General features: G+C 70.6%; 18 protein-coding genes. 11 read left to right on the forward strand and 7 right to left on the reverse strand.

What is annotated here, in order from left to right; genetic code table 11:
• Positions 1 to 19 precede the first annotated feature (19 nt).
• Positions 20 to 1,225: a bifunctional adenosylcobinamide kinase/adenosylcobinamide-phosphate guanylyltransferase gene (locus tag ACNYS0_RS28925; RefSeq protein WP_422477551.1), complete on the reverse strand. Its 1,206-nt coding sequence runs from the start codon at positions 1,223 to 1,225 to the stop codon at positions 20 to 22.
• 93 nt (positions 1,226 to 1,318) lie between these two features.
• Between ACNYS0_RS28925 and ACNYS0_RS28930 the strand changes: the two genes are divergently transcribed.
• Positions 1,319 to 1,540, forward strand: a complete 222-nt coding sequence (locus ACNYS0_RS28930; protein ID WP_422477553.1) for a hypothetical protein — start codon at positions 1,319 to 1,321, stop codon at positions 1,538 to 1,540.
• A 126-nt stretch (positions 1,541 to 1,666) separates the two neighbouring features.
• On the opposite strand, the gene ACNYS0_RS28935 is transcribed toward ACNYS0_RS28930, so the two are convergent.
• On the reverse strand, positions 1,667 to 2,374 hold the full coding sequence (locus ACNYS0_RS28935; protein WP_422482805.1) for a class I SAM-dependent methyltransferase: 708 nt from the start codon (positions 2,372 to 2,374) through the stop codon (positions 1,667 to 1,669).
• Positions 2,375 to 2,505: 131 nt separating this feature from the next.
• Positions 2,506 to 3,102 (reverse strand): DUF3043 domain-containing protein, encoded by a 597-nt coding sequence (locus tag ACNYS0_RS28940; RefSeq protein ID WP_422406878.1) that lies wholly within the window; start codon positions 3,100 to 3,102, stop codon positions 2,506 to 2,508.
• Positions 3,103 to 3,354: 252 nt separating this feature from the next.
• On the opposite strand from ACNYS0_RS28940, the gene ACNYS0_RS28945 reads away from it, so the two are divergent.
• The 5 genes from ACNYS0_RS28945 (at position 3,355) to ACNYS0_RS28965 (ending at position 9,821) form a co-directional block, all read left to right on the forward strand.
• Entirely contained in the window at positions 3,355 to 4,149 is a 795-nt protein-coding gene (locus tag ACNYS0_RS28945; RefSeq protein ID WP_422477555.1) for a PspA/IM30 family protein, read from the forward strand.
• An 18-nt stretch (positions 4,150 to 4,167) separates the two neighbouring features.
• Complete coding sequence (gene pspAA / locus ACNYS0_RS28950) at positions 4,168 to 4,446, forward strand: PspA-associated protein PspAA (protein WP_422477557.1); 279 nt, start codon at positions 4,168 to 4,170, stop codon at positions 4,444 to 4,446.
• Between the two features lie 80 nt (positions 4,447 to 4,526).
• Positions 4,527 to 5,810 (forward strand): sensor histidine kinase, encoded by a 1,284-nt coding sequence (locus tag ACNYS0_RS28955; RefSeq protein ID WP_422477559.1) that lies wholly within the window; start codon positions 4,527 to 4,529, stop codon positions 5,808 to 5,810.
• Entirely contained in the window at positions 5,807 to 6,505 is a 699-nt protein-coding gene (locus tag ACNYS0_RS28960) for a response regulator transcription factor (protein ID WP_422477561.1), read from the forward strand. Before ACNYS0_RS28955 ends, ACNYS0_RS28960 begins: the two co-directional genes overlap by 4 nt.
• 175 nt (positions 6,506 to 6,680) lie before the next feature.
• Positions 6,681 to 9,821, forward strand: coding sequence for an efflux RND transporter permease subunit (locus ACNYS0_RS28965; protein WP_422477563.1), 3,141 nt, complete (start codon positions 6,681 to 6,683; stop codon positions 9,819 to 9,821).
• 161 nt (positions 9,822 to 9,982) lie between these two features.
• Here the strand turns inward: ACNYS0_RS28965 and nadA are convergent, their stop codons facing one another.
• On the reverse strand, positions 9,983 to 11,200 hold the full coding sequence (gene nadA, locus ACNYS0_RS28970; protein WP_422477565.1) for a quinolinate synthase NadA: 1,218 nt from the start codon (positions 11,198 to 11,200) through the stop codon (positions 9,983 to 9,985).
• A gap of 238 nt (positions 11,201 to 11,438) precedes the next feature.
• Between nadA and ACNYS0_RS28975 the strand changes: the two genes are divergently transcribed.
• The gene (locus tag ACNYS0_RS28975) at positions 11,439 to 11,795 is read left to right on the forward strand and encodes a HesB/IscA family protein (RefSeq protein ID WP_111661853.1); all 357 of its coding nucleotides are present in this window, start codon (positions 11,439 to 11,441) and stop codon (positions 11,793 to 11,795) included.
• A gap of 67 nt (positions 11,796 to 11,862) precedes the next feature.
• On the opposite strand, the gene ACNYS0_RS28980 is transcribed toward ACNYS0_RS28975, so the two are convergent.
• Positions 11,863 to 13,350, reverse strand: a complete 1,488-nt coding sequence (locus ACNYS0_RS28980; protein ID WP_422477567.1) for a hypothetical protein — start codon at positions 13,348 to 13,350, stop codon at positions 11,863 to 11,865.
• A gap of 73 nt (positions 13,351 to 13,423) precedes the next feature.
• A complete protein-coding gene (locus tag ACNYS0_RS28985; protein WP_422477569.1) occupies positions 13,424 to 13,633 on the reverse strand; it encodes a hypothetical protein in 210 nt (69 codons plus the stop codon).
• Between the two features lie 135 nt (positions 13,634 to 13,768).
• On the opposite strand from ACNYS0_RS28985, the gene ACNYS0_RS28990 reads away from it, so the two are divergent.
• Entirely contained in the window at positions 13,769 to 14,743 is a 975-nt protein-coding gene (locus ACNYS0_RS28990; RefSeq protein WP_422477571.1) for a carbohydrate kinase family protein, read from the forward strand.
• Positions 14,744 to 14,837: 94 nt separating this feature from the next.
• Here ACNYS0_RS28990 and ACNYS0_RS28995 read toward each other — a convergent pair whose 3' ends face one another.
• A complete protein-coding gene (locus tag ACNYS0_RS28995; protein WP_422477573.1) occupies positions 14,838 to 16,217 on the reverse strand; it encodes a cysteine desulfurase/sulfurtransferase TusA family protein in 1,380 nt (459 codons plus the stop codon).
• 678 nt (positions 16,218 to 16,895) lie between these two features.
• On the opposite strand from ACNYS0_RS28995, the gene ctaC reads away from it, so the two are divergent.
• The 3 genes from ctaC to ACNYS0_RS29010 are packed head-to-tail and all read left to right on the forward strand — an operon-like array spanning position 16,896 to position 19,977.
• Positions 16,896 to 17,855: an aa3-type cytochrome oxidase subunit II gene (gene ctaC, locus ACNYS0_RS29000; protein WP_422477575.1), complete on the forward strand. Its 960-nt coding sequence runs from the start codon at positions 16,896 to 16,898 to the stop codon at positions 17,853 to 17,855.
• Positions 17,852 to 19,582, forward strand: a complete 1,731-nt coding sequence (gene ctaD, locus ACNYS0_RS29005) for an aa3-type cytochrome oxidase subunit I (RefSeq protein WP_422477577.1) — start codon at positions 17,852 to 17,854, stop codon at positions 19,580 to 19,582. Before ctaC ends, ctaD begins: the two co-directional genes overlap by 4 nt.
• Entirely contained in the window at positions 19,579 to 19,977 is a 399-nt protein-coding gene (locus ACNYS0_RS29010; protein ID WP_266720452.1) for a cytochrome c oxidase subunit 4, read from the forward strand. Before ctaD ends, ACNYS0_RS29010 begins: the two co-directional genes overlap by 4 nt.
• Positions 19,978 to 20,054: the final 77 nt, after the last annotated feature.

Consider the following 20,054-nt stretch of genomic DNA (forward strand, 5'->3'; position numbering starts at 1 on the left):
CCTGTCGTTTGGATCAGGGTCAGCCGCGCAGTGTGAGCGGCTGGCCCGCGACGACGAGCAGCACGTGCTCGCACTCGGCCGCGAACGCCGCGTTCAGACGGCCCAGTTCGTCCCGGTAGCGGCGGCCCGACGCGGTCGCGGGCACGATCCCCGAACCCACCTCGTTCGAGACCGCGACGACGGTGCGCCGCGTGCGCCGCACGGCCTCGACGAGCCCGGCCACCTTCTCCCGCAGCGCCTTCTCGCCACCGCCCGCCCACTCGGCGTCGTCCCAGGCGCCCACCTCGTCCATCGCGTACGTCAGCCACAGCGACAGGCAGTCGACGAGCAGCGGGGCGGAGTCCTCGGGGTCATCGAGGAGCGGTACGAGATCGCAGGTCTCCGCCGTCCGCCAGGACCCGGGCCGCCGCTCCCGGTGCGCCGCCACCCGCTGCGCCCACTCGGTGTCCCCGCCGCGCGTCCCGCCGGTCGCCACGTACAGCACGTCCGGGAACGCCTCCAGGCGCCGCTCGGCCTCCACCGACTTCCCGGACCGGGCCCCGCCGAGCACCAGCGTCCTGCGCGGCACATCGGGCACGTCCTCGTACGTGCCGACGTCCAGGGTCGTGCCGTCGGGCACGGCCCGCGCGCCCGCGGCCGCGAGCCGCCGCACCAGCTCGGGACCGGGCGGCACGTCATGGTCCAGATGGACGGCGAGGACATCGGTGGTCGGGCCGATCGCGCCCACGGAGCGCAGCCGGGCGAGCGCGTCAGGGCGCCCGACGACATCGGCGAGGACCATCTCGTACGGCGCCCGTGGCGCGTCGAACCCGGCGGGCGCGGCGCCCGGTGGCAGATACAGCAGCCGTTCGCCCTCGGGCCCGGTCACCTCGTACCCGGTGCCCGGCGCGTCCAGGGCGAGCGCCCGCACCCGGTGCCCGCTCATGAGCGCCAGCTCCCGCCCGTCCGGCACCCGGCCGGGCTGCGGAAGCCCCGCGGGCACCTCGACCGCGGGCCCGTCGTGCGGATGCGAGAGCAGCACCTGCCGTACGCCGCCGAGGCTGTGCCCCGAACGGGCGGCGGCGAACGCGGCCCCCGGCGTCAGGTCGAGCAGCAGCGTTCCGTCGATCAGGACCGCCGTCGCGGCACGCGCGTCACGGCCGAGCGCGGTCGCGCAGGCGGCGCAAGGGCAGTCGGGGCGGGGCAGCCCGTCGGGGCCACCGGTGCCGAGCAGTGTCAGTTCCACAGGAAGATCCTCCCGCGCCCCCTTGATCGACGCGCGCCCGGATAGGCTTCCGGGGACAGCGGTACAGCGGACGTCCGAGACCGGGAGGCTGGCATGGCGGCGTGGACGTGGCGGTTCGAGAAGTCCGACGGGACGGAGGTGTCTCCCGCGGTACAGCCCGAGGAGTTCACCACGCAGGGGGACGCCGAGTCCTGGGTCGGCGAGTACTGGAAGCAGCTCGCGGACGGAGGCGCCGACCAGGTCACGCTCCGCGAGGACGACAAGGTGATCTACGGCCCGATGAGCCTCCATGCGGAGGAAGCGGAAGCCGAATGAGCCCCGCCGGCGATTGAGGCGCGGGGTCCGGGGCAGCGCCCCGAGGCGTCAACAACGGCGCCGTGGTCGCGGCCCGGGGCTCTGCCCCGGACCTCGCTGCTCAAGCGCCGCAGGGGCTTGAGCAGCTCAGCCCCGTACTCCGCAGAGGTGGAGAAGCGCCGCCACCCGCCGGTACGGGTCGGACCGCCCCGCCCGCTCCTCCGCGGCGAGCAACGTCTGAAGCTCCCCGTGCTCCGGCGCCACCGCGCCGTCCGCCGCCTGATCGGTGAAGACCCGCACCCCGTACCAGGTGTGCAGCGGCGCCCCGATCCCCGCAAGGGTCTCCGTCAGCGCGTCGAGCCGGTCGGCCCTGAGGTCGAGCCCGAGCCGGTTCGTGTACTTCGTCGACTCGAAGGCGCCGAGCGCGCCGATCCAGTCACCGGCGAGCCCGGGACGCATCGCGAGCGCGTCGCCGTTGCGCACCACGAGGGAGAGCAGGCCGCCCGGCGCCAGCATCCGGGCCAGGCCCGCGAGGAGCGCGTCGGGCTCCTCGACGTACATCAGGACGCCGTGACAGAGCACGACGTCGAAACTGCCCGGCAGGAAGTGCACACCGGTGTCCATGCCGTTGCCCTGCACGAGCCGGACCCGGTCGCGCACCCCCGCGGGCTCCGCGGCGAGCGACCGGCCCGCCACGGCGACCATCTCCGGATCCTGCTCCACGCCGGTCACCTTGTGCCCGGCGCGGGCGAGGCGCAGCGCCTGCGTGCCCTGGCCCATCCCCACGTCGAGCACCCGCAGCCGCTGGCCGACGGGGAACCGCGCGGCCAACTGCTCGTCGAGCTGCCTGGCCACGAGCTCCTGGCGCACGACGTTGCGCAGACCGCCGAGCTTGTCCAGCCAGGACCGCACGGCGTCGCCCGCGAAGGCCTGCGTGCCGCCCGTGCTGCCGCCGGTGTCGCCCGTGCTGAGTGTGCTGTCCGTGCTCAGGGCCGCTCTCCGCGCTTGACCTGCGGCTTCGGCAGGCGCAGTCGCTTCATCTGGAGCGTGCGCATGAGCGCGTACGCGACGGCGCCCTTGCGGCGCTCGTTCGGGAACTTCTCCGCGAGGATCTTCTTCAGGCGGAAGCCGGTGACGGCCGAGTCGACCACGATCGCGACGATCACGAACAGCCACAGCAGCAGCGCGATGTTCTGGAGCGAACCGACCCGGATCATGCTCAGGACGAGGATGACCACCGCCATCGGCAGGAAGTACTCGGCGATCGCGAAGCGCGAGTCGACGAAGTCGCGCGCGAACTTGCGCACCGGGCCCTTGTCACGGGCGGGCAGGTAACGCTCGTCGCCGTTGGCCAGCGCCTCGCGCTGGCGCTGCATCGCGGTGCGGCGCTCGTCGCGCGAGCGGGTGCGGGCCTCCTTCGGCGACATCTTGGTATTGGCCACGCTGCGGCGCTGCGTCTGGGCCTCGCTGCGCTTCGGCGTGGGGCGGCCCTTGGGCGCCTGCGGGTCTCGGGGCTCTTTGGACATGGTCACCTTGGCCTGCGCGGCCTGGGCCTTGTCGTCCTTGGATCGGCTACGGAACACAATCGCCAGGGTACGTGGTGGTCATGCATCGACCACAGGGCAGTGGGGAACGATCCGGCAACGTCCCGCGTCCTGTCGTCAGGGGTCATCTACTCCTTGCGCCGGAGCGGGGCCGGAAGCAGTCGTCCTCGGGGATGAGCGCATCCGTACCTGAACAGTGCGGTAATAGAGGCAGGACCCGTACTGTGGTTTCTGTCGCAGTGCTGGAGCTGGACCAACGCTGGATCTGTCAGAAGGGGGCGCGCGAAGCCCATGAGCGGTGTCATGAAGCGTATGGGGATGATCTTCCGCGCGAAGGCGAACAAGGCCCTTGACCGGGCCGAGGACCCGCGCGAGACCCTCGATTACTCGTACCAGAAGCAGCTGGAGCTGCTCCAGAAGGTACGCAGGGGAGTCGCGGACGTCGCGACCTCCCGCAAGCGCCTGGAGCTGCAACTCGGTCAGCTCCAGTCCCAGTCCTCCAAGCTCGAGGACCAGGGCCGCAAGGCGCTCGCGCTCGGCCGGGAGGACCTGGCCCGCGAGGCACTGTCCCGCCGTGCCGCGCTCCAGCAGCAGGTCACGGACCTGGAGACGCAGCACCAGACGCTCCAGGGCGAGGAGGAGAAGCTCACTCTCGCGGCCCAGCGCCTCCAGGCCAAGGTCGACGCCTTCCGCACCAAGAAGGAAACGATCAAGGCCACGTACACGGCGGCGCAGGCGCAGACCCGGATCGGCGAGGCGTTCTCCGGCATCTCCGAGGAGATGGGCGACGTCGGCATGGCGATCCAGCGCGCCGAGGACAAGACCGCGCAGCTCCAGGCGCGGGCCGGCGCCATCGACGAACTGCTCGCTTCGGGCGCCCTCGACGACTCGTCGGGTCTCGCCAAGGACGACATCCAGTCCGAGCTGGACCGGCTCTCCGGTGGTACGGATGTAGAGCTGGAACTCCAGCGCATGAAGTCGGAGCTGGCCGGGGGCTCCTCTTCGTCGCAGCAGGCGCTCGAGGGCGGACAGGAACAGGGTCGGCCGTCGCAGCCCCAGGACACCCCGCGCTTCGACAAGCAGTAGTGCCTTGAGGAGGCCGACATGATCGTCCGGATCATGGGGGAGGGCCAGGTGGAGTTGGCGGACGGCCACTTCACCGAACTCAACAAGCTCGACGACGAGCTGCTCGCCGAGATGGAGAGCGGTGACGAGGCCGGCTTCCGCCGCACGCTTGCCGCTCTCCTGGACGCGGTCCGGCGTCTCGGCGCTCCGCTGCCGGACGACGCCCTGGAACCGTCGGAGCTGATCCTGCCCGCGGCCGATGCCACCCTGGCGGAGGTCCGGGACATGCTCAGCGACGACGGTCTGATTCCGGGGTAGCCCGTCCCCACGCCACGGGGCTCCGCCCCGGACCCCGCGCCTCGATCGCCGGCGGGGCTTGAAATGCGTGACCCGCTACCGTGAACCCGGTGAACCGCTTCGTACGGTGGGCCAGGACGCATCCGCTGGCCCTGGACGCCACCCTCGCGTTCGGCGTCCTCCTGTGCATGGTCGCCGGCTCCTTCGTCGACCCGCACGGCCCTGGGGGAACGTACGCCTGGGGCGCCAGGACCCCGAACGTGCTCAGCGTCGTCCTGATGCTGCTCGGCGCCGCCGCCCTCGTGTTCCGCCGCCGCGCCCCCCTGTGCGTACTCGCGGCGACCTCCACCGTCTCCGTCGTCGAACTGGTCACCGGCGATCCCCGCGCCCCCGTCGTGATGTCCGCGGTCGTCGCCCTCTTCACGGTCGCCGCCACCACGGACCGCCCCACCACCTGGCGCGTCGGCCTCGCCTCGATGGCGTTGCTGACCGGCGTCGCCATGTTCGCGGGACCGCTGCCCTGGTACTCCCAGGAGAACCTGGGGATCTTCGCGTGGACCGGGATGGCCGCGGCCGCCGGTGACGCGGTCCGCTCCCGCCGCGCCTTCGTCACCGCGATCCGGGAGCGTGCCGAACGCGCCGAGCGCACCCGCGAGGAGGAGGCCAGGCGCCGCGTCGCCGAGGAACGGCTGCGGATCGCCCGCGACCTGCACGATGTCGTCGCCCACCACATCGCCCTGGTGAACGTGCAGGCCGGCGTCGCCGCCCACGTCATGGACCGGCGGCCCGACCAGGCCAAGGAGGCGCTCTCCCACGTCCGCGAGGCCAGCCGCTCCGCCCTCAACGAACTCCGCGCCACGGTCGGCCTGTTGAGGCAGACCGGGGATCCGGAGGCCCCCACCGAACCCGCCCCGGGACTCGACCGGCTCGACGACCTCGTCGACACCTTCCGGCACGCGGGCCTGCCCGTCGAGGTGGCCCGCGCGAAGGACGCCCCCGCCCTGCCCGCCGCCGTCGACCTCGCCGCGTTCCGCGTCGTACAGGAAGCGCTGACGAACGTACAGAAGCACGCGGGCCCCGGCGCCAGGGCCGAGGTCAGCGTCGTACGGGTGAGGCCCAACGTGGAGATCACCATTCTCGACGACGGCCCCGGCGCCGCCACCGCGCACGGCGACCACCCCCGCGATCCCGGCGAACCCGGGGCGAACGGCGGCCACGGCCTCCTCGGCATGCGCGAACGCGCCTCCGCGCTCGGCGGCGCCCTCACCGCGGGACCGCGCTACGGCGGCGGTTTCCGCGTCCATGCGATCCTTCCGACCAAGGCCCGTGCCGGCGGCGCGGGGCCCGCCGCAGGCACCGACACCCCCGAGGACGCCACCACATGACCAGCGCGACGATCAGGGTGCTCCTCGCCGACGACCAGGCCCTGCTGCGCAGCGCCTTCCGCGTGCTCGTCGACTCCGAGCCCGACATGGAGGTGGTGGGGGAGGCCTCCGACGGCGCCGAGGCCGTCCGCCTCGCCCGCGCCGAGCGCCCCGACGTCGTCCTCATGGACATCCGGATGCCCGGCACCGACGGCCTCGCCGCCACCCGCGAGATCACCGCGGACCCGGAGCTGTGCCACGTGCACGTCGTGATGCTGACGACGTTCGAGGTCGACGAGTACGTGGTGCAGTCGCTGCGGGCCGGCGCCTGCGGCTTCCTCGGCAAGGGCGCGGAGCCCGACGAACTCCTCGGCGCCGTGCGGATCGCGGCCGCGGGCGACGCCCTGCTCTCGCCGGTCGCGACCAAAGGGCTGATCGCCAAGTTCCTCGCGCAGGGGGACGGTTACGAGGAGGGGGAGCGCCTCACGGACGGCCGGGCCGAGCGGCTCGCCGCGCTCACCGGGCGCGAGCGCGAGGTCCTCGTCCAGGTCGCGGGCGGCCACTCCAACGACGAGATCGCCGAGCGCCTGGAGGTCAGCCCGCTCACCGTGAAGACCCACGTGAACCGCGCCATGGCCAAGCTGGGCGCCCGCGACCGCGCCCAACTCGTCGTCATCGCGTACGAATCGGGCCTGGTACGCCCAAGGGTGGAGTGACCCTCACGGGCGCGTACTCCGGGCGCAGTAGGCGGCGGCCGAGAACGGGACCTGGGAGCGACGAATCGGGTCGCACGCATGACCGAGGGTGGACCGTGGGCCCACGCCTCGCACCACATCGGTTGTCATGCCACGGGCCTTCATCTTCCGCTCACGTCCCACGGAGACCCGATCCATGTCCTGGCTGTCGAGATTCAGCCTCGCTCAACGCGCCCTCATCGGACTGATTTCGATCATCGCGATCGTCTTCGGCGCGATCGCGATCCCTCAGCTCAAGCAGCAGCTGCTGCCCTCGATCGAACTGCCCATGGTCTCCGTCATCGCCCCTTACCAGGGCGCGTCCCCGGACGTGGTGGAGAAGCAGGTCGTCGAGCCTCTCGAGAACTCCATCGACGCGGTCGACGGAATCACCGGCGTCACCTCCACGGCCAGCGAGGGCAACGCCCTGGTGATGGCCCAGTTCGACTACGGCACGGACGGCAGCAAGCAGCTCGTCGCCGACGTCCAGCAGGCGGTCAACCGGGCCCGCGCCCAGCTGCCCGATGACGTCGACCCGCAGGTCGTCGCGGGATCGACCGACGACATCCCGACCGTCGTCCTCGCCGTCACCTCCGACAAGGACCAGCAGGCGCTCGCCGACCAGCTCGACACGTCCGTCGTGCCGACGCTGAAGGACATCGACGGCGTCTCCCAGGTGACGGTCGACGGCGTCCGCGACCTCCAGGTCGACATCACGCCGAGCGACCGCAGGATGGCCGCGGCCGGGGTGAACCCGCAGGCCCTCGCCGAGTCCCTGAAGGCCGGCGGCGTCACCATGCCCGCGGGCTCGCTCGACGAGGCGGGCAAGAACCGCACGGTCCAGGTCGGCGGCGGCTTCACGTCCCTGAAGCAGATCCAGGACCTGATGATCACGGGTGAGGGCGTCAAGAAGCCCGTACGCCTCGGTGACATCGCCACCGTGAAGCAGCAGCCGTCCACGGCCGACTCGATCACCCGCACCGACGGCGAGCCCAGCCTGTCGCTCGCGGTCACGATGGACCAGGACGGCTCGGCCGTCTCCATCTCCAAGGCCGTCAAGGACAAGCTGCCGCAGCTCCGCGACGACCTCGGTTCCGGCGCCGACGTGACCGTCGTCAGCGACCAGGGCCCGGCCGTCTCGAAGTCCATCTCGGGCCTGACCACGGAGGGCGCGCTCGGCCTGCTCTTCGCGGTCATCGTGATCCTGATCTTCCTGGCCTCGCTGCGCTCGACGCTCGTGACGGCGGTCTCCATCCCGCTGTCGGTCGTCCTCGCGCTGATCGTCCTGTGGACCGGCGACCTGTCGCTCAACATGCTCACGCTCGGCGCGCTGACCATCGCGATCGGCCGCGTCGTCGACGACTCGATCGTCGTCCTGGAGAACATCAAGCGGCACCTCGGCTACGGCGAGGAGCGCCGCGAAGCGATCCTCAAGGCCGTGCGCGAGGTCGCGGGCGCGGTGACGTCCTCGACCCTCACCACCGTCGCGGTGTTCCTGCCCATCGGCCTGGTCGGCGGCATGGTGGGCGAGCTGTTCGGCTCGTTCTCCATCACGGTGACGGCGGCGCTCCTCGCGTCCCTGCTCGTCTCGCTGACGGTCGTGCCCGTCCTCTCCTACTGGTTCCTGCGCCCGCCGAAGGCGGCCCGCGGCGTCGACCCGGAGGAGGCCCGGCGCAAGGCCGAGGAGAAGGAGGCGCGCTCCTGGCTTCAGCGGATCTACGTTCCGGTGCTGCGCTTCGCGACGCGTCGCCGCTTCACCAGCCTGCTGATCGCGGTGGTCGTGCTCGTCGGCACGTTCGGCATGGCGCCGATGCTCAAGACGAACTTCTTCGACCAGGGCGACCAGGAAGTCCTCTCCATCAAGCAGGAGTTGCAGCCCGGCACCAGCCTGTCGGCGACCGACGCCTCAGCGAAGAAGATCGAGAAGATGCTCTCGGGCATCGACGAGATCGAGGACTACCAGGTCACCATCGGCTCCTCCGGCTTCATGGCGGCCTTCGGCGGCGGCACCGACACCAACCAGGCGTCGTACCAGGTGAAGCTGAAGGACTCCTCGACGTACGAGGCGACGCAGAAGCGCATCGAGCGCGAGCTCGGACAGCTCTCCGGCGTCGGTACGACGACGATCGCGGCCGGTGACGGCTTCGGCAGCCAGGACCTGTCCGTGGTCGTGAAGGCCGCCGACGGCGACGTGCTGGAGAAGGCGTCCGAGCAGGTCCGCGACGCGGTCGCCTCGCTCGACGACGTCACCGACGTCACCAGCGACCTGTCGCAGTCGGTGCCGCGGATCTCGGTGAAGGCCAACTCCAAGGCGGCCGCCGCCGGGTTCAACGACACCACGCTCGGCGCCGCCGTCACGCAGGCGGTGCGCGGCACCACCAGCGGCAAGGCGACCATCGACGACACCGAGCGCGACATCGTCGTGAAGTCGGCGAAGCCGGCCACCACGATGGCCGAGCTGAAGAAGCTGCCGATGGGCCCGGGCGGCGTCACCCTCGGGGACATCGCCACGGTGAAGACCGTTGACGGCCCCGTCTCGATGACCCGGATCGACGGCGCCCGCGCGGCGACGATCACGGCGAAGCCGGACGGCGACAACACGGGCGCGGTCAGCGCCGACCTTCAGTCGAAGCTCGCCTCGCTGGATCTGCCGAAGGGCGCCACGGCGACCATCGGCGGTGTCAGCCAGGACCAGGACGACGCGTTCAAGAACCTGGGCCTGGCGATGCTCGCGGCGATCGCGATCGTCTTCATGCTCCTGGTGGCGACGTTCCGTTCGCTGGCCCAGCCGCTGATCCTGCTGGTCTCGATCCCGTTCGCGGCCACGGGCGCGATCGGCCTGCTGGTCGCCACCGGTACGGCGATGGGCGTCCCGGCGATGATCGGCATGCTGATGCTCATCGGCATCGTGGTCACCAACGCGATCGTCCTGATCGACCTGATCAACCAGTACCGGGCCCAGGGCCTCGGCGTGGTGGAGGCGGTCGTCGAGGGCGGCCGGCACCGTCTGCGCCCGATCCTCATGACGGCCCTGGCGACGATCTTCGCCCTGCTCCCGATGGCGCTCGGCGTCACCGGTGAGGGCGGCTTCATCGCGCAGCCGCTGGCGGTGGTCGTGATCGGCGGTCTGATCACGTCGACGCTGCTGACGCTTCTCCTGGTCCCGACGCTCTACGCGATGCTGGAGCTCCGCAAGGAGCGCCGGGCGTCGAAGCGGGCGGCGAAGCGCGGCGACGGTGGCGGCTCCGGGGTTCCACCCCAGACCCCGTCGCCCGAACCGGAGCCGGCGGGCGTGTAGATCAAGCCCCTGCGGCGATTGAGCAGCGGGGTCCGGGGCAGAGCCCCGGGACCGGAAGCGGGGCGGGCGCCTGATGAGGTGCTCGCCCCGCACCGGGGTGCCGCCTTGCCCACCCTGCCGCCCTAGGCGGCAGATTGCCCAAGGCGGCGGGACGTCACCCGCTAAGGCAGCGCCAGCATCCGCTCGAGGGCGAGCTTCGCGAACTGTTCCGTTTCGCGGTCGACCTCGATCCGGTTGACCAACCGGCCGTCCGCCAAGGACTCCAGGGTCCAGACGAGGTGCGGAAGGTCGATCCGGTTCATGGTCGAGCAGAAGCACACCGTCTTGTCGAGGAAGACGATCTCCTTGTCCTCCGAGGCGAACCGGTTCGCGAGCCGCCGCACGAGGTTCAGCTCCGTGCCGATCGCCCACTTCGACCCGGCGGGCGCGGCCTCCAGCGCCTTGATGATGTACTCCGTCGAACCGACGTAGTCCGCCGCGGCCACGACCTCGTTCTTGCACTCGGGGTGGACCAGCACGTTCACGCCCGGTATGCGCTCCCGCACGTCGTTGACCGAGTCCAGCGAGAACCGCCCGTGCACGGAGCAGTGCCCGCGCCACAGGATCATCTTCGCGGCCCGCAGCTCCTCGACGCTCAGCCCGCCGTTCGGCTTGTGCGGGTTGTAGACGACGCAGTCATCGAGCGACATGCCGAGATCGCGCACCGCGGTGTTCCGCCCGAGGTGCTGGTCCGGCAGGAAGAGCACCTTTGTCGAATCGGGCTCGCCCTGCTCGAACGCCCAGTTGAGGGCCCGCTCGGCGTTGGACGAGGTACAGATCGTGCCGCCGTGCTTGCCCGTGAACGCCTTGATGTCCGCGGAGGAGTTCATGTACGAGACGGGGACCACGGACTCGGCGATGCCGGCCTCGGTCAGCGCGTCCCAGCACTCGGCGACCTGCTCGGCCGTCGCCATGTCCGCCATGGAGCAGCCCGCGGCGAGGTCCGGCAGGACCACCTTCTGGTCGTCCCCGGTGAGGATGTCGGCCGACTCGGCCATGAAGTGCACACCGCAGAACACGATGTACTCGGCCTCGGGCCGGGCCGCCGCGTCGCGCGCCAGCTTGAAGGAGTCCCCGGTGACGTCGGCGAACTGGATGACCTCGTCGCGCTGGTAGTGGTGTCCGAGCACGAACACCTTGTCTCCGAGCCTTTCCTTGGCCGCGCGCGCCCGCTCCACCAGGTCCGGGTCGGACGGTGAGGGCAGGTCGCCGGGGCACTCCACGCCGCGCTCGCTCCCCGGGTCGGCCTCCCGGCCGAGCAGCAGGAGTGCCAGAGGCGTGGGGGAAACATCCAGGTCAACGGGGGCCTGGGGGGACTGGGCCGTGGTCACGTCACGCACCCTTTCTTCGCTCTGCTCGACTTTTCGTCGAAATGACGCTATCTATCATACGTGCTTCACGTCAGTTTGACGATGGTGAATTCGTCGATGTGACGCATCCGGCTGCCGCCGCCCCGTGCCCCGCCCGCGCACTGTGTGCGAGCATGAAGAGAAGAAGTGCGTAACCCGGAATGGATCCGGGCCTTTGCCGGTTGCAATGGTCGGCAAGCAGTCTCCGAACAACCCGGGAGAGATGTAGATGTCCGTATCGGACGAGACCACCACCGTCAGCGACGGCATCATCCTCAGCGACGAAGCCGCCGCCAAGGTCAAGGCCCTGCTCGACCAGGAAGGCCGTGACGACCTGGCCCTGCGTGTGGCTGTTCAGCCCGGCGGCTGCTCCGGCCTGCGCTACCAGCTCTTCTTCGACGAGCGCTCGCTCGACGGCGATGTCGTCAAGGACTTCGGTGGCGTGAAGGTCGTCACCGACCGCATGTCCGCCCCGTACCTGGGCGGCGCCTCCATCGACTTCGTCGACACCATCGAGAAGCAGGGCTTCACGATCGACAACCCGAACGCGACGGGCTCCTGCGCCTGCGGCGACTCGTTCAGCTAAGCCGTACAGCGGTAAGGCGCGAAGGGGCGGCCCCTCGGGGCCGCCCCTTCGGCATGCTCCGGGCCGGTCAGTCGCGCGGCGCGGGCTCGACCCCGCCGGGCGCGTTCTTCTGCGCGTACGGCACGGCGGCCCCCTCGGCCGTCACCACCTTCCGCTCGCCGAGCGGAGCGTCCAGCGTCACCGGCAACGTATAGAACTTCGCCATCTGCACGCAGACGGTGCCCTTCTTCCGCGTCTCGGTGACCTTCACGCTCACCCGGCTCCCGGACTCCTGCGCCGACGCCGCGTACTTCGCGCACACCCCGCCCGTGAAGTGCAGCGTCAGGGTCCTGCCCGTGGCGCTGTAACCCTGGACGTGCACGGTGCGGGTGTCGCCGCCCGCCTTGCCGGAGGGCTCCACGGGGGACGGCTCCGAACTCCTCGGCGCCGCCAGGTACCTGGGCTCCACCGCCGGATACGTCACGGTGAACGCGGCGTCGGCACCGGTGGGCCGCACCTCGAACAACCACGACGGCACCAGCGCCTGCCGGCCCCCGACGGTGTGCGCGGCCAGCCCGAACGTCGCCTTCGTGACGGCGACCGCGGCCGGTTTCGGCGGCGCCGAGGCGCAGTCCGCGGCCCTGCCTCCGTCCTTGCCTCCGTCCAATGGCACCGGGCTCGCGCACCCGCCGACGGAGACCCGGCCCCCGCCGGCCGCCCCGTTCATCCGCTCAAGCGCCTCGCGCGCCCCCACCGTCGGATACGTGGCGCCCTTCGCAGGCGCCTTCAACCGGCCGCTGCCGCCCACCACTTGACCGTCGGAGCCGATCTGGATCCCGGTCGACCAGCCGTACGTCGGCAGCCCGCCGACCACCGGGTCGGCGTTCACCACGCGGGTGGCGCCCATGAGTTGCTTCGCGTCCAGCTTCGCGTCGTCCTGGCCCAGGGCCTTCAGGACCGGCGCGGCGGCCCGCTTCGCGGCGGCCTCGCTCACCGCGTCCTCGGCACCGCCCCCGCCCGCCGGGTCCGCGCACTTCGTCCCGCCGGCGCACTTGCCGCCGGCGGACGGCGCGTACCTGGAGTACGTCCAGCTCCCCGGCGCCTCCCGGCTCACCTGCAACGAGGGCCCCGAACCGTCCTTCGCGGGCCCCGCCCTCCAGGCGTCGCCGTCCCGCCGCGGCTTCCCCCGTACGTCGAGGACCTCGGCGAGCGCGGTGGCCTCGGCGGCGGTCACCCCGCCGCGCGCCCGGTAGACGGGCGCCTTCCCGGGGCCCGCCGGGAGATCGCCGGTCGCCTCGTAGCGGGTGCCGTTCGGGTCGGGCTCGCCGGGCGCGATGCCGGGCGGCGGCGCCGTGCCGGAGGAGGGGGCGGTGTCGGAGTAGCCGTCCAGGGCGAGCGGCGGGGGAGTGCCGGTGCCACCGGGCCGGGCCGACCCCTCGTCGCCGGACCCGCCCATCGCGTTGGTCGCCAGATACGCGCCGCCGCCACCGGCCAGCAGCACGGCCGCCGCGACCGACACGACAGCCGCCGTGCGCCGCCGCCCGAGACGGTCCCGCGTCCGCTCTTCACCGCTCACCGCATCGCTCCTTCTCACCGGGGGACACCGATGGGACGGGGCGTACGGGCGCGCGGTTCCCTTCCGGAAGCCGTCAGTCGCCGAAACCGGTCATGGAGTCGATCAGCCGGGCCGAGGACTCGGGCACCACGACCCCGTGAATCCCGGCGGGCCGGTGCGCGGCGCCGGGCCGCTCCACCTCCCACGGCGCCGGCGGTGTCACCCAGTGCGGGAGCATCCGGACGCAGTCGCCGCGCAGCGCCGCGAGATCGTCCTGGACCATGCCTGACGCGTCGTAGGTCATGACGGCACGGTAGCCCCGAGGTGACATCCGAAGAAAGACCCGCTATCGGGCATTTTCCATACTTCAGCCCGCACGCCCCGAGCGGGTAGCGTGAAGCGTCAACTCCTCCCCTTATTCAGGAAGCGTGCTCACGCCGTGCGAATCGCAGTCACCGGCTCCATCGCCACTGACCACCTGATGACCTTCCCCGGCCGTTTCGCCGACCAGCTGGTCGCGGACCAGCTGCACACGGTCTCCCTCTCCTTCCTCGTCGACGCCCTCGACGTACGCCGTGGAGGTGTCGGACCCAACATCGCCTTCGGCATGGGGCAGCTCGGCACGAGCCCGATCCTGGTGGGCGCCGCCGGATCGGACTTCGACGAGTACCGCGCCTGGCTCGACCGCCACGGCGTGGACACCGAGTCCGTCCGGATCTCCGAGACCCTCCAGACGGCCCGCTTCGTCTGCACCACGGACGCCGACCACAACCAGATCGGCTCCTTCTACACGGGCGCCATGAGCGAGGCCCGGCTCATCGAGCTGAAGACCGTCGCCGACCGCGTCGACGGCCTCGACCTGGTCCTCATCGGCGCGGACGACCCCGAGGCGATGCTCCGGCACACGGAGGAGTGCCGCTCGCGCTCGATCCCGTTCGCCGCCGACTTCTCGCAGCAGATCGCGCGCATGGGCGGCGAGGAGATCCGGACGCTCCTCGAAGGCGCCACGTACCTCTTCTCCAACGAGTACGAGAAGGGGCTCATCGAGTCCAAGACCGGCTGGACCGACGAGGAGATCCTCGGCAAGGTCGGCCACCGCGTCACCACGCTCGGCGCGCGCGGCGTGCGCATCGAGAAGGCCGGCGAGGACCCGGTCGAGGTCGGCGTCCCGGAGGAGGACGCCAAGGTCGACCCGACGGGCGTCGGCGACGCGTTCCGCGCGGGTTTCCTGTCCGGTCTGGCCTGGGGCGTCGGGCACGAGCGGGCGGCGCAGGTCGGCTGCATGCTCGCGACGCTGGTCATCGAGACGCTCGGCACGCAGGAGTACGAGCTGCGGCGGGCGCCGTTCATGGACCGGTTCCGCAAGGCGTACGGGGACGCTGCCGCGGTCGAGGTCGAGGCGCACCTGGGCTGAAGCCTTCGGCGGGGCCGCGGCCGTTGCTGCTCTCTTGTGGAGCAGCGCGGCCGCGGTTCTGTTCGTGGTCGCGTTCGCGCAGTTCCCCGCGCCCCTAAATGCCCCGCCGCACCGTATAAAGGGCACCGCCCTCTTCCCGCTGCTCCGCTCCTGCGTATTCGTGGCCCTGCGTGTAGCACCAGGCCGGGATGTCGACCGCGGCGACCTTGTCGTCGGCGAGCACGGTCACCGTGCCGCCCACCCGCACCCGCCCGATCGCCCGGCCCAGTTCGATCACCGGCTGCGGGCAGGTCAGGCCCAGCGCGTCCACGGTCACGGCCTCGGCCGTGCCCGCCGCCCCGGCGACCGGCGCGCCCAGCTTCTCCCGCACCTCGCCCACCACGCCCGGCAGCACGTCGAGGAACCGCTCCACCTCGGCGGCCTCCGTGCCCAGCGGCAGCGACACCCGTACGTTCCCCTCGCTCACGACGCCCATCGCGCGCAGCACATGGCTGGGTGTCAGCGTGCTGCTCGTACAGGACGACCCGGAAGAAACGGAGAAACCGGCGCGGTCGAGCCCGTGCAGCAGGCTCTCCCCGTCGACGTACAGACAGGAGAACGTCACCAGGTGCGGCAGCCGTCGCACCGGATCCCCGACGACCTCCACGTCCGGCAGCAGCTCCGGCACCCGCGCCCGGATCCGCTCCGTCAACTCCCGCAGCCGCGCCGCCTCCCCGGCGGCCTCCGCCCGCACGGCCCGCAGTGACGCGGCCGCGGCCACGATGCCCGGGATGTTCTCGAACCCGGCGGCCCGGCCCGACTCCCGCTCGTCGGCGGGCCCTTGCGGTGCGAACCGCGTCCCCTTCTTCACGACGAGCAGCCCGACCCCGGCCGGACCGCCCCACTTATGGGCGCTTCCGGCGAGCAACGACCACTCACCCGCCACAGGGCCCCACGCCAACGACTGCGCGGCATCCACGAACAACGGCACCCCGGCGCCCCGGCACACCTCGGCCACCTCGGCGACGGGCTGTTCCGTCCCCACCTCATGATTGGCGGACTGAAGGCAGGCGAGCGCGGTGTCCTCCCGGAGCGCGGCACGGAACGCCTCGACGGGGACCCGGCCTTCGCGCCCCACCCCGACCTGCGCCACCGACCCGCCGAGGACCTCGTGCGCCGCGGCCGAATGGAGTACGGAAGAGTGTTCGACGGCTGACACGACCAGGTGGTTTCCCGCGCGCCGCCGCCCCGCGAGCGCCCCCGCCACGCCGTCGTGCACCGCCCGGGTCCCGGACGACGTGAACACCAACTCGTCGGGCCGGCACCCCACGGCCTCGGCGGCGGCCTCCCGCGCGGCATCGAGCAACAGCCGCGCCCGCCGCCCTTCCCGGTACAGGCGCGACGGATCCGCCCACCCCTCATCGAGCGAGGCCTGCAATGCCTGCCGGGCAACGGGGTGAAGGGGAGCGGCCGACGCCACATCGAAGTACGACACGCCGCAACGCTACGGCCCCCCGGGGAACCACCGCCGCCCAGGGCCACGGCCCCGCGCCACCAGCGACTCCGCCCCGGGACACCCCACCCGACCGCACCCCGCCGGGGTTGCCCGCCCCCGCCTCCCTCAGGGGCGCGAGCCTGTGACACCAGCGGCTCCGCCGCGGGGCGCACCCCAGCCACACCCGACCGCACCCCTCAGGGGCGCGAGGAACCGCGCACCCCAGCCACGCCCGACCTCCATCTACGGGGCGGCCTGCCCCCGCCTCCCTCAGGGGCGCGGGGAACTGCGCGCCCAGCCACGCCCGACCGCACCCCGCGGGGTTGGCCGCCCCCGCCTCCCCTAGGGGCGCGAGCCTGTGACACCAGCGGCTCCGCCGCGGGGGCGCACCCCAGCCACGAAGAACCGCACCCCGCGGCGCAGCACACCCCCCACCCACCGAGGGCGACCCCACCCCGACCCACCGTCAGAAACCTACAAACGCCCCCCGATCCCACCCTTCGGAGTGACCCGCGGCGCGTTAGGCACCCTCCCCGCGCGACCCCAAATAGCGTCCAGTAGGGTTTGGTCCGCATAAACATCCAAACCCCTGCCCGTGTGCCAGGGCGGCGAGCGACCAGCGAGATGGCGGCCGTAGCCAACCAAAGAGCGCGGGCGAGACTCTCGGGAAGGCGCTACGTGAGTCCCAACGGCTCCGACCGCTCGTCGCGGCGCCCGATGCGGCGGAAGCTGCCGCAGGTGCTGACTGCGGGCCTGATCCTGGTAACCGCTACCGGTTGCACATACAAGGACTTCCCTCGTCTTGGTATGCCCACTCCGGTGACGGAGGAGGCCCCTAGGATCCTCTCCCTCTGGCAGGGCTCGTGGGCGGCAGCGCTCGCCACGGGCGTGCTGGTGTGGGGTCTGATCCTGTGGAGTGTCATCTTCCACCGGCGCAGCCGCACCAAGATCGAGGTTCCCACTCAGACGCGGTACAACATGCCGCTCGAGGCGCTGTACACGATCGTTCCGCTGATCGTCGTCTCGGTCCTCTTCTACTTCACCGCGCGCGACGAATCGAAGCTTCTGAAGCTCGAGGACAAGCCCGCGCACACCGTCAACGTGGTCGGCTACCAGTGGAGCTGGGGCTTCAACTACGTCGAGAACGTGCCGGGTGTCGACGGTGACGCCAAGACCTCCAAGGAGCTCTCGGGCATCCCGCAGCGCTTCAAGGACGACTTCCCGGCGAACGCCGGCGGTGTCTACGAGGTCGGTACTCCGGGCGAGCGGAACCCGCAGACCAACAACCCCGGTCCGACCCTCTGGCTCCCCAAGGGCGAGAAGGTCCGCTTCGTTCTTACTTCGCGTGACGTCATCCACTCCTTCTGGGTGGTGCCGTTCCTGATGAAGCAGGACGTCATTCCGGGCCACACCAACTCCTTCGAGGTGACCCCCAACAAGGAGGGGACCTTCCTGGGCAAGTGCGCCGAGCTCTGCGGCGTCGACCACTCCCGGATGCTGTTCAACGTGAAGGTCGTCTCTCCCGAGCGTTACCAGCAGCACCTCAAGGACCTCGCCAAGAAGGGGCAGACCGGTTACGTCCCGTCGGGCATCGCTCAGACGGACCACGAGAAGAACCGGGAGACGAAGACAACGTGAGCATCCTCAACGAACCTCAGGGTGCCGCGGCAGCAAGCGACTCGTACGAGAACGAGCTGCCGGCCCGGCCCAAGCGCCCCGGCGCGACGGTGATCAAGTGGCTGACCACCACTGACCACAAGACGATCGGCACGCTCTACCTGGTCACGTCGTTCGCGTTCTTCTGCATCGGCGGAGTCATGGCGCTCTTCATGCGCGCCGAACTCGCCCGCCCCGGCACGCAGATCATGTCGAACGAGCAGTTCAACCAGGCGTTCACGATGCACGGCACGATCATGCTGCTGATGTTCGCGACGCCGCTGTTCTCCGGCTTCGCGAACTGGATCATGCCGCTCCAGATCGGTGCCCCCGACGTCGCGTTCCCGCGGCTGAACATGTTCGCCTACTGGCTGTACCTGTTCGGCTCGCTGATCGCGGTGGGTGGCTTCCTCACCCCGCAGGGCGCCGCCGACTTCGGCTGGTTCGCCTACAGCCCGCTGTCGGACGCGGTCCGCTCGCCGGGCATCGGCGCCGACATGTGGATCATGGGTCTGGCCTTCTCCGGCTTCGGCACGATCCTCGGCTCGGTCAACTTCATCACCACGATCATCTGCATGCGTGCTCCTGGCATGACGATGTTCCGCATGCCGATCTTCGTGTGGAACGTGCTGCTGACCGGTGTGCTGGTCCTGCTCGCCTTCCCGGTGCTCGCCGCCGCGCTGTTCGCCCTGGAGGCGGACCGCAAGTTCGGTGCCCAGGTATTCAATGCCAGTAATGGCGGCGCATTGCTCTGGCAACACCTCTTCTGGTTCTTCGGACACCCAGAGGTGTACATCATCGCTCTGCCATTCTTCGGAATCATTTCCGAAGTGATCCCGGTCTTCTCGCGCAAGCCGATGTTCGGCTACTCCGGCCTCATCGGCGCGACGATCGCGATCGCCGGTCTCTCCGTGACGGTGTGGGCGCACCACATGTACGTCACCGGCGGTGTTCTGCTTCCGTTCTTCTCCTTCATGACGTTCCTGATCGCCGTGCCAACGGGCGTGAAGTTCTTCAACTGGATCGGAACGATGTGGAAGGGCTCGCTGTCCTTCGAGACACCGATGCTCTGGACGATCGGCTTCCTGATCACCTTCACCTTCGGTGGTCTGACGGGCGTCATCCTGGCGGCCCCGCCGCTGGACTTCCACGTCTCGGACTCGTACTTCGTGGTGGCGCACTTCCACTACGTGGTGTTCGGCACCGTGGTGTTCGCGATGTTCGCCGGCTTCCACTTCTGGTGGCCGAAGATGACCGGCAAGATGCTCGACGAGCGCCTTGGCAAGATCACCTTCTGGACGCTGTTCATCGGCTTCCACGGCACGTTCCTGGTGCAGCACTGGCTGGGCGTCGAGGGCATGCCGCGTCGTTACGCGGACTACCTCGCGGCCGACGGCTTCACCGCGCTGAACACGATCTCGACGATCTCCTCGTTCCTGCTCGGCCTGTCGATCCTGCCGTTCTTCTACAACGTCTGGAAGACCGCCAAGTACGGCAAGAAGGTCGAGGTCGACGACCCGTGGGGTTACGGCCGTTCGCTCGAGTGGGCGACGTCCTGCCCGCCGCCGCGGCACAACTTCCTCACGCTGCCGCGCATTCGCTCGGAATCCCCGGCGTTCGACCTCCACCACCCGGAGATCGCCGCGCTGGACCAGCTGGAGAACGCCGGACACGGCGACAAGGCGCTTGCTAAGGAGGCCGGCAAGTGAAGGTCCAAGGCAAGATGTTCATCTGGCTGAGCCTCTTCGTCCTGATCATGGCCGGTGTCTACGGCGTGTGGTCGAAGGAGCCGGCCGGTACGACGGCGCTCTTCCTGGCGTTCGGCCTGTGCATCATGGTCGGCTACTACCTGGCCTTCACGGCCCGGCGTGTCGACACCGGTGCCCAGGACAACAAGGAGGCCGACGTCGCGGACGACGCCGGCGAGGTGGGCTTCTTCAGCCCGCACTCCTGGCAGCCGCTCGCGCTGGGTGTCGGCGGCGCGCTCGCCTTCCTGGCCGTGGCCATCGGCTGGTGGCTGCTGTACTTCTCGGCCCCGATCATCATGTTCGGCCTGTGGGGCTGGGTCTTCGAGTACTACCGCGGTGAGAACCAGAACCAGTAGCACCCGCTGCCGGTACTGAACTTCCGTCACCGAAGGGCCCGGACACTCCTGATGGAGCGTCCGGGCCCTTCGGCGTA

Source organism: Streptomyces anthophorae, assembly GCF_049310305.1.
Classification (GTDB): domain Bacteria; phylum Actinomycetota; class Actinomycetes; order Streptomycetales; family Streptomycetaceae; genus Streptomyces.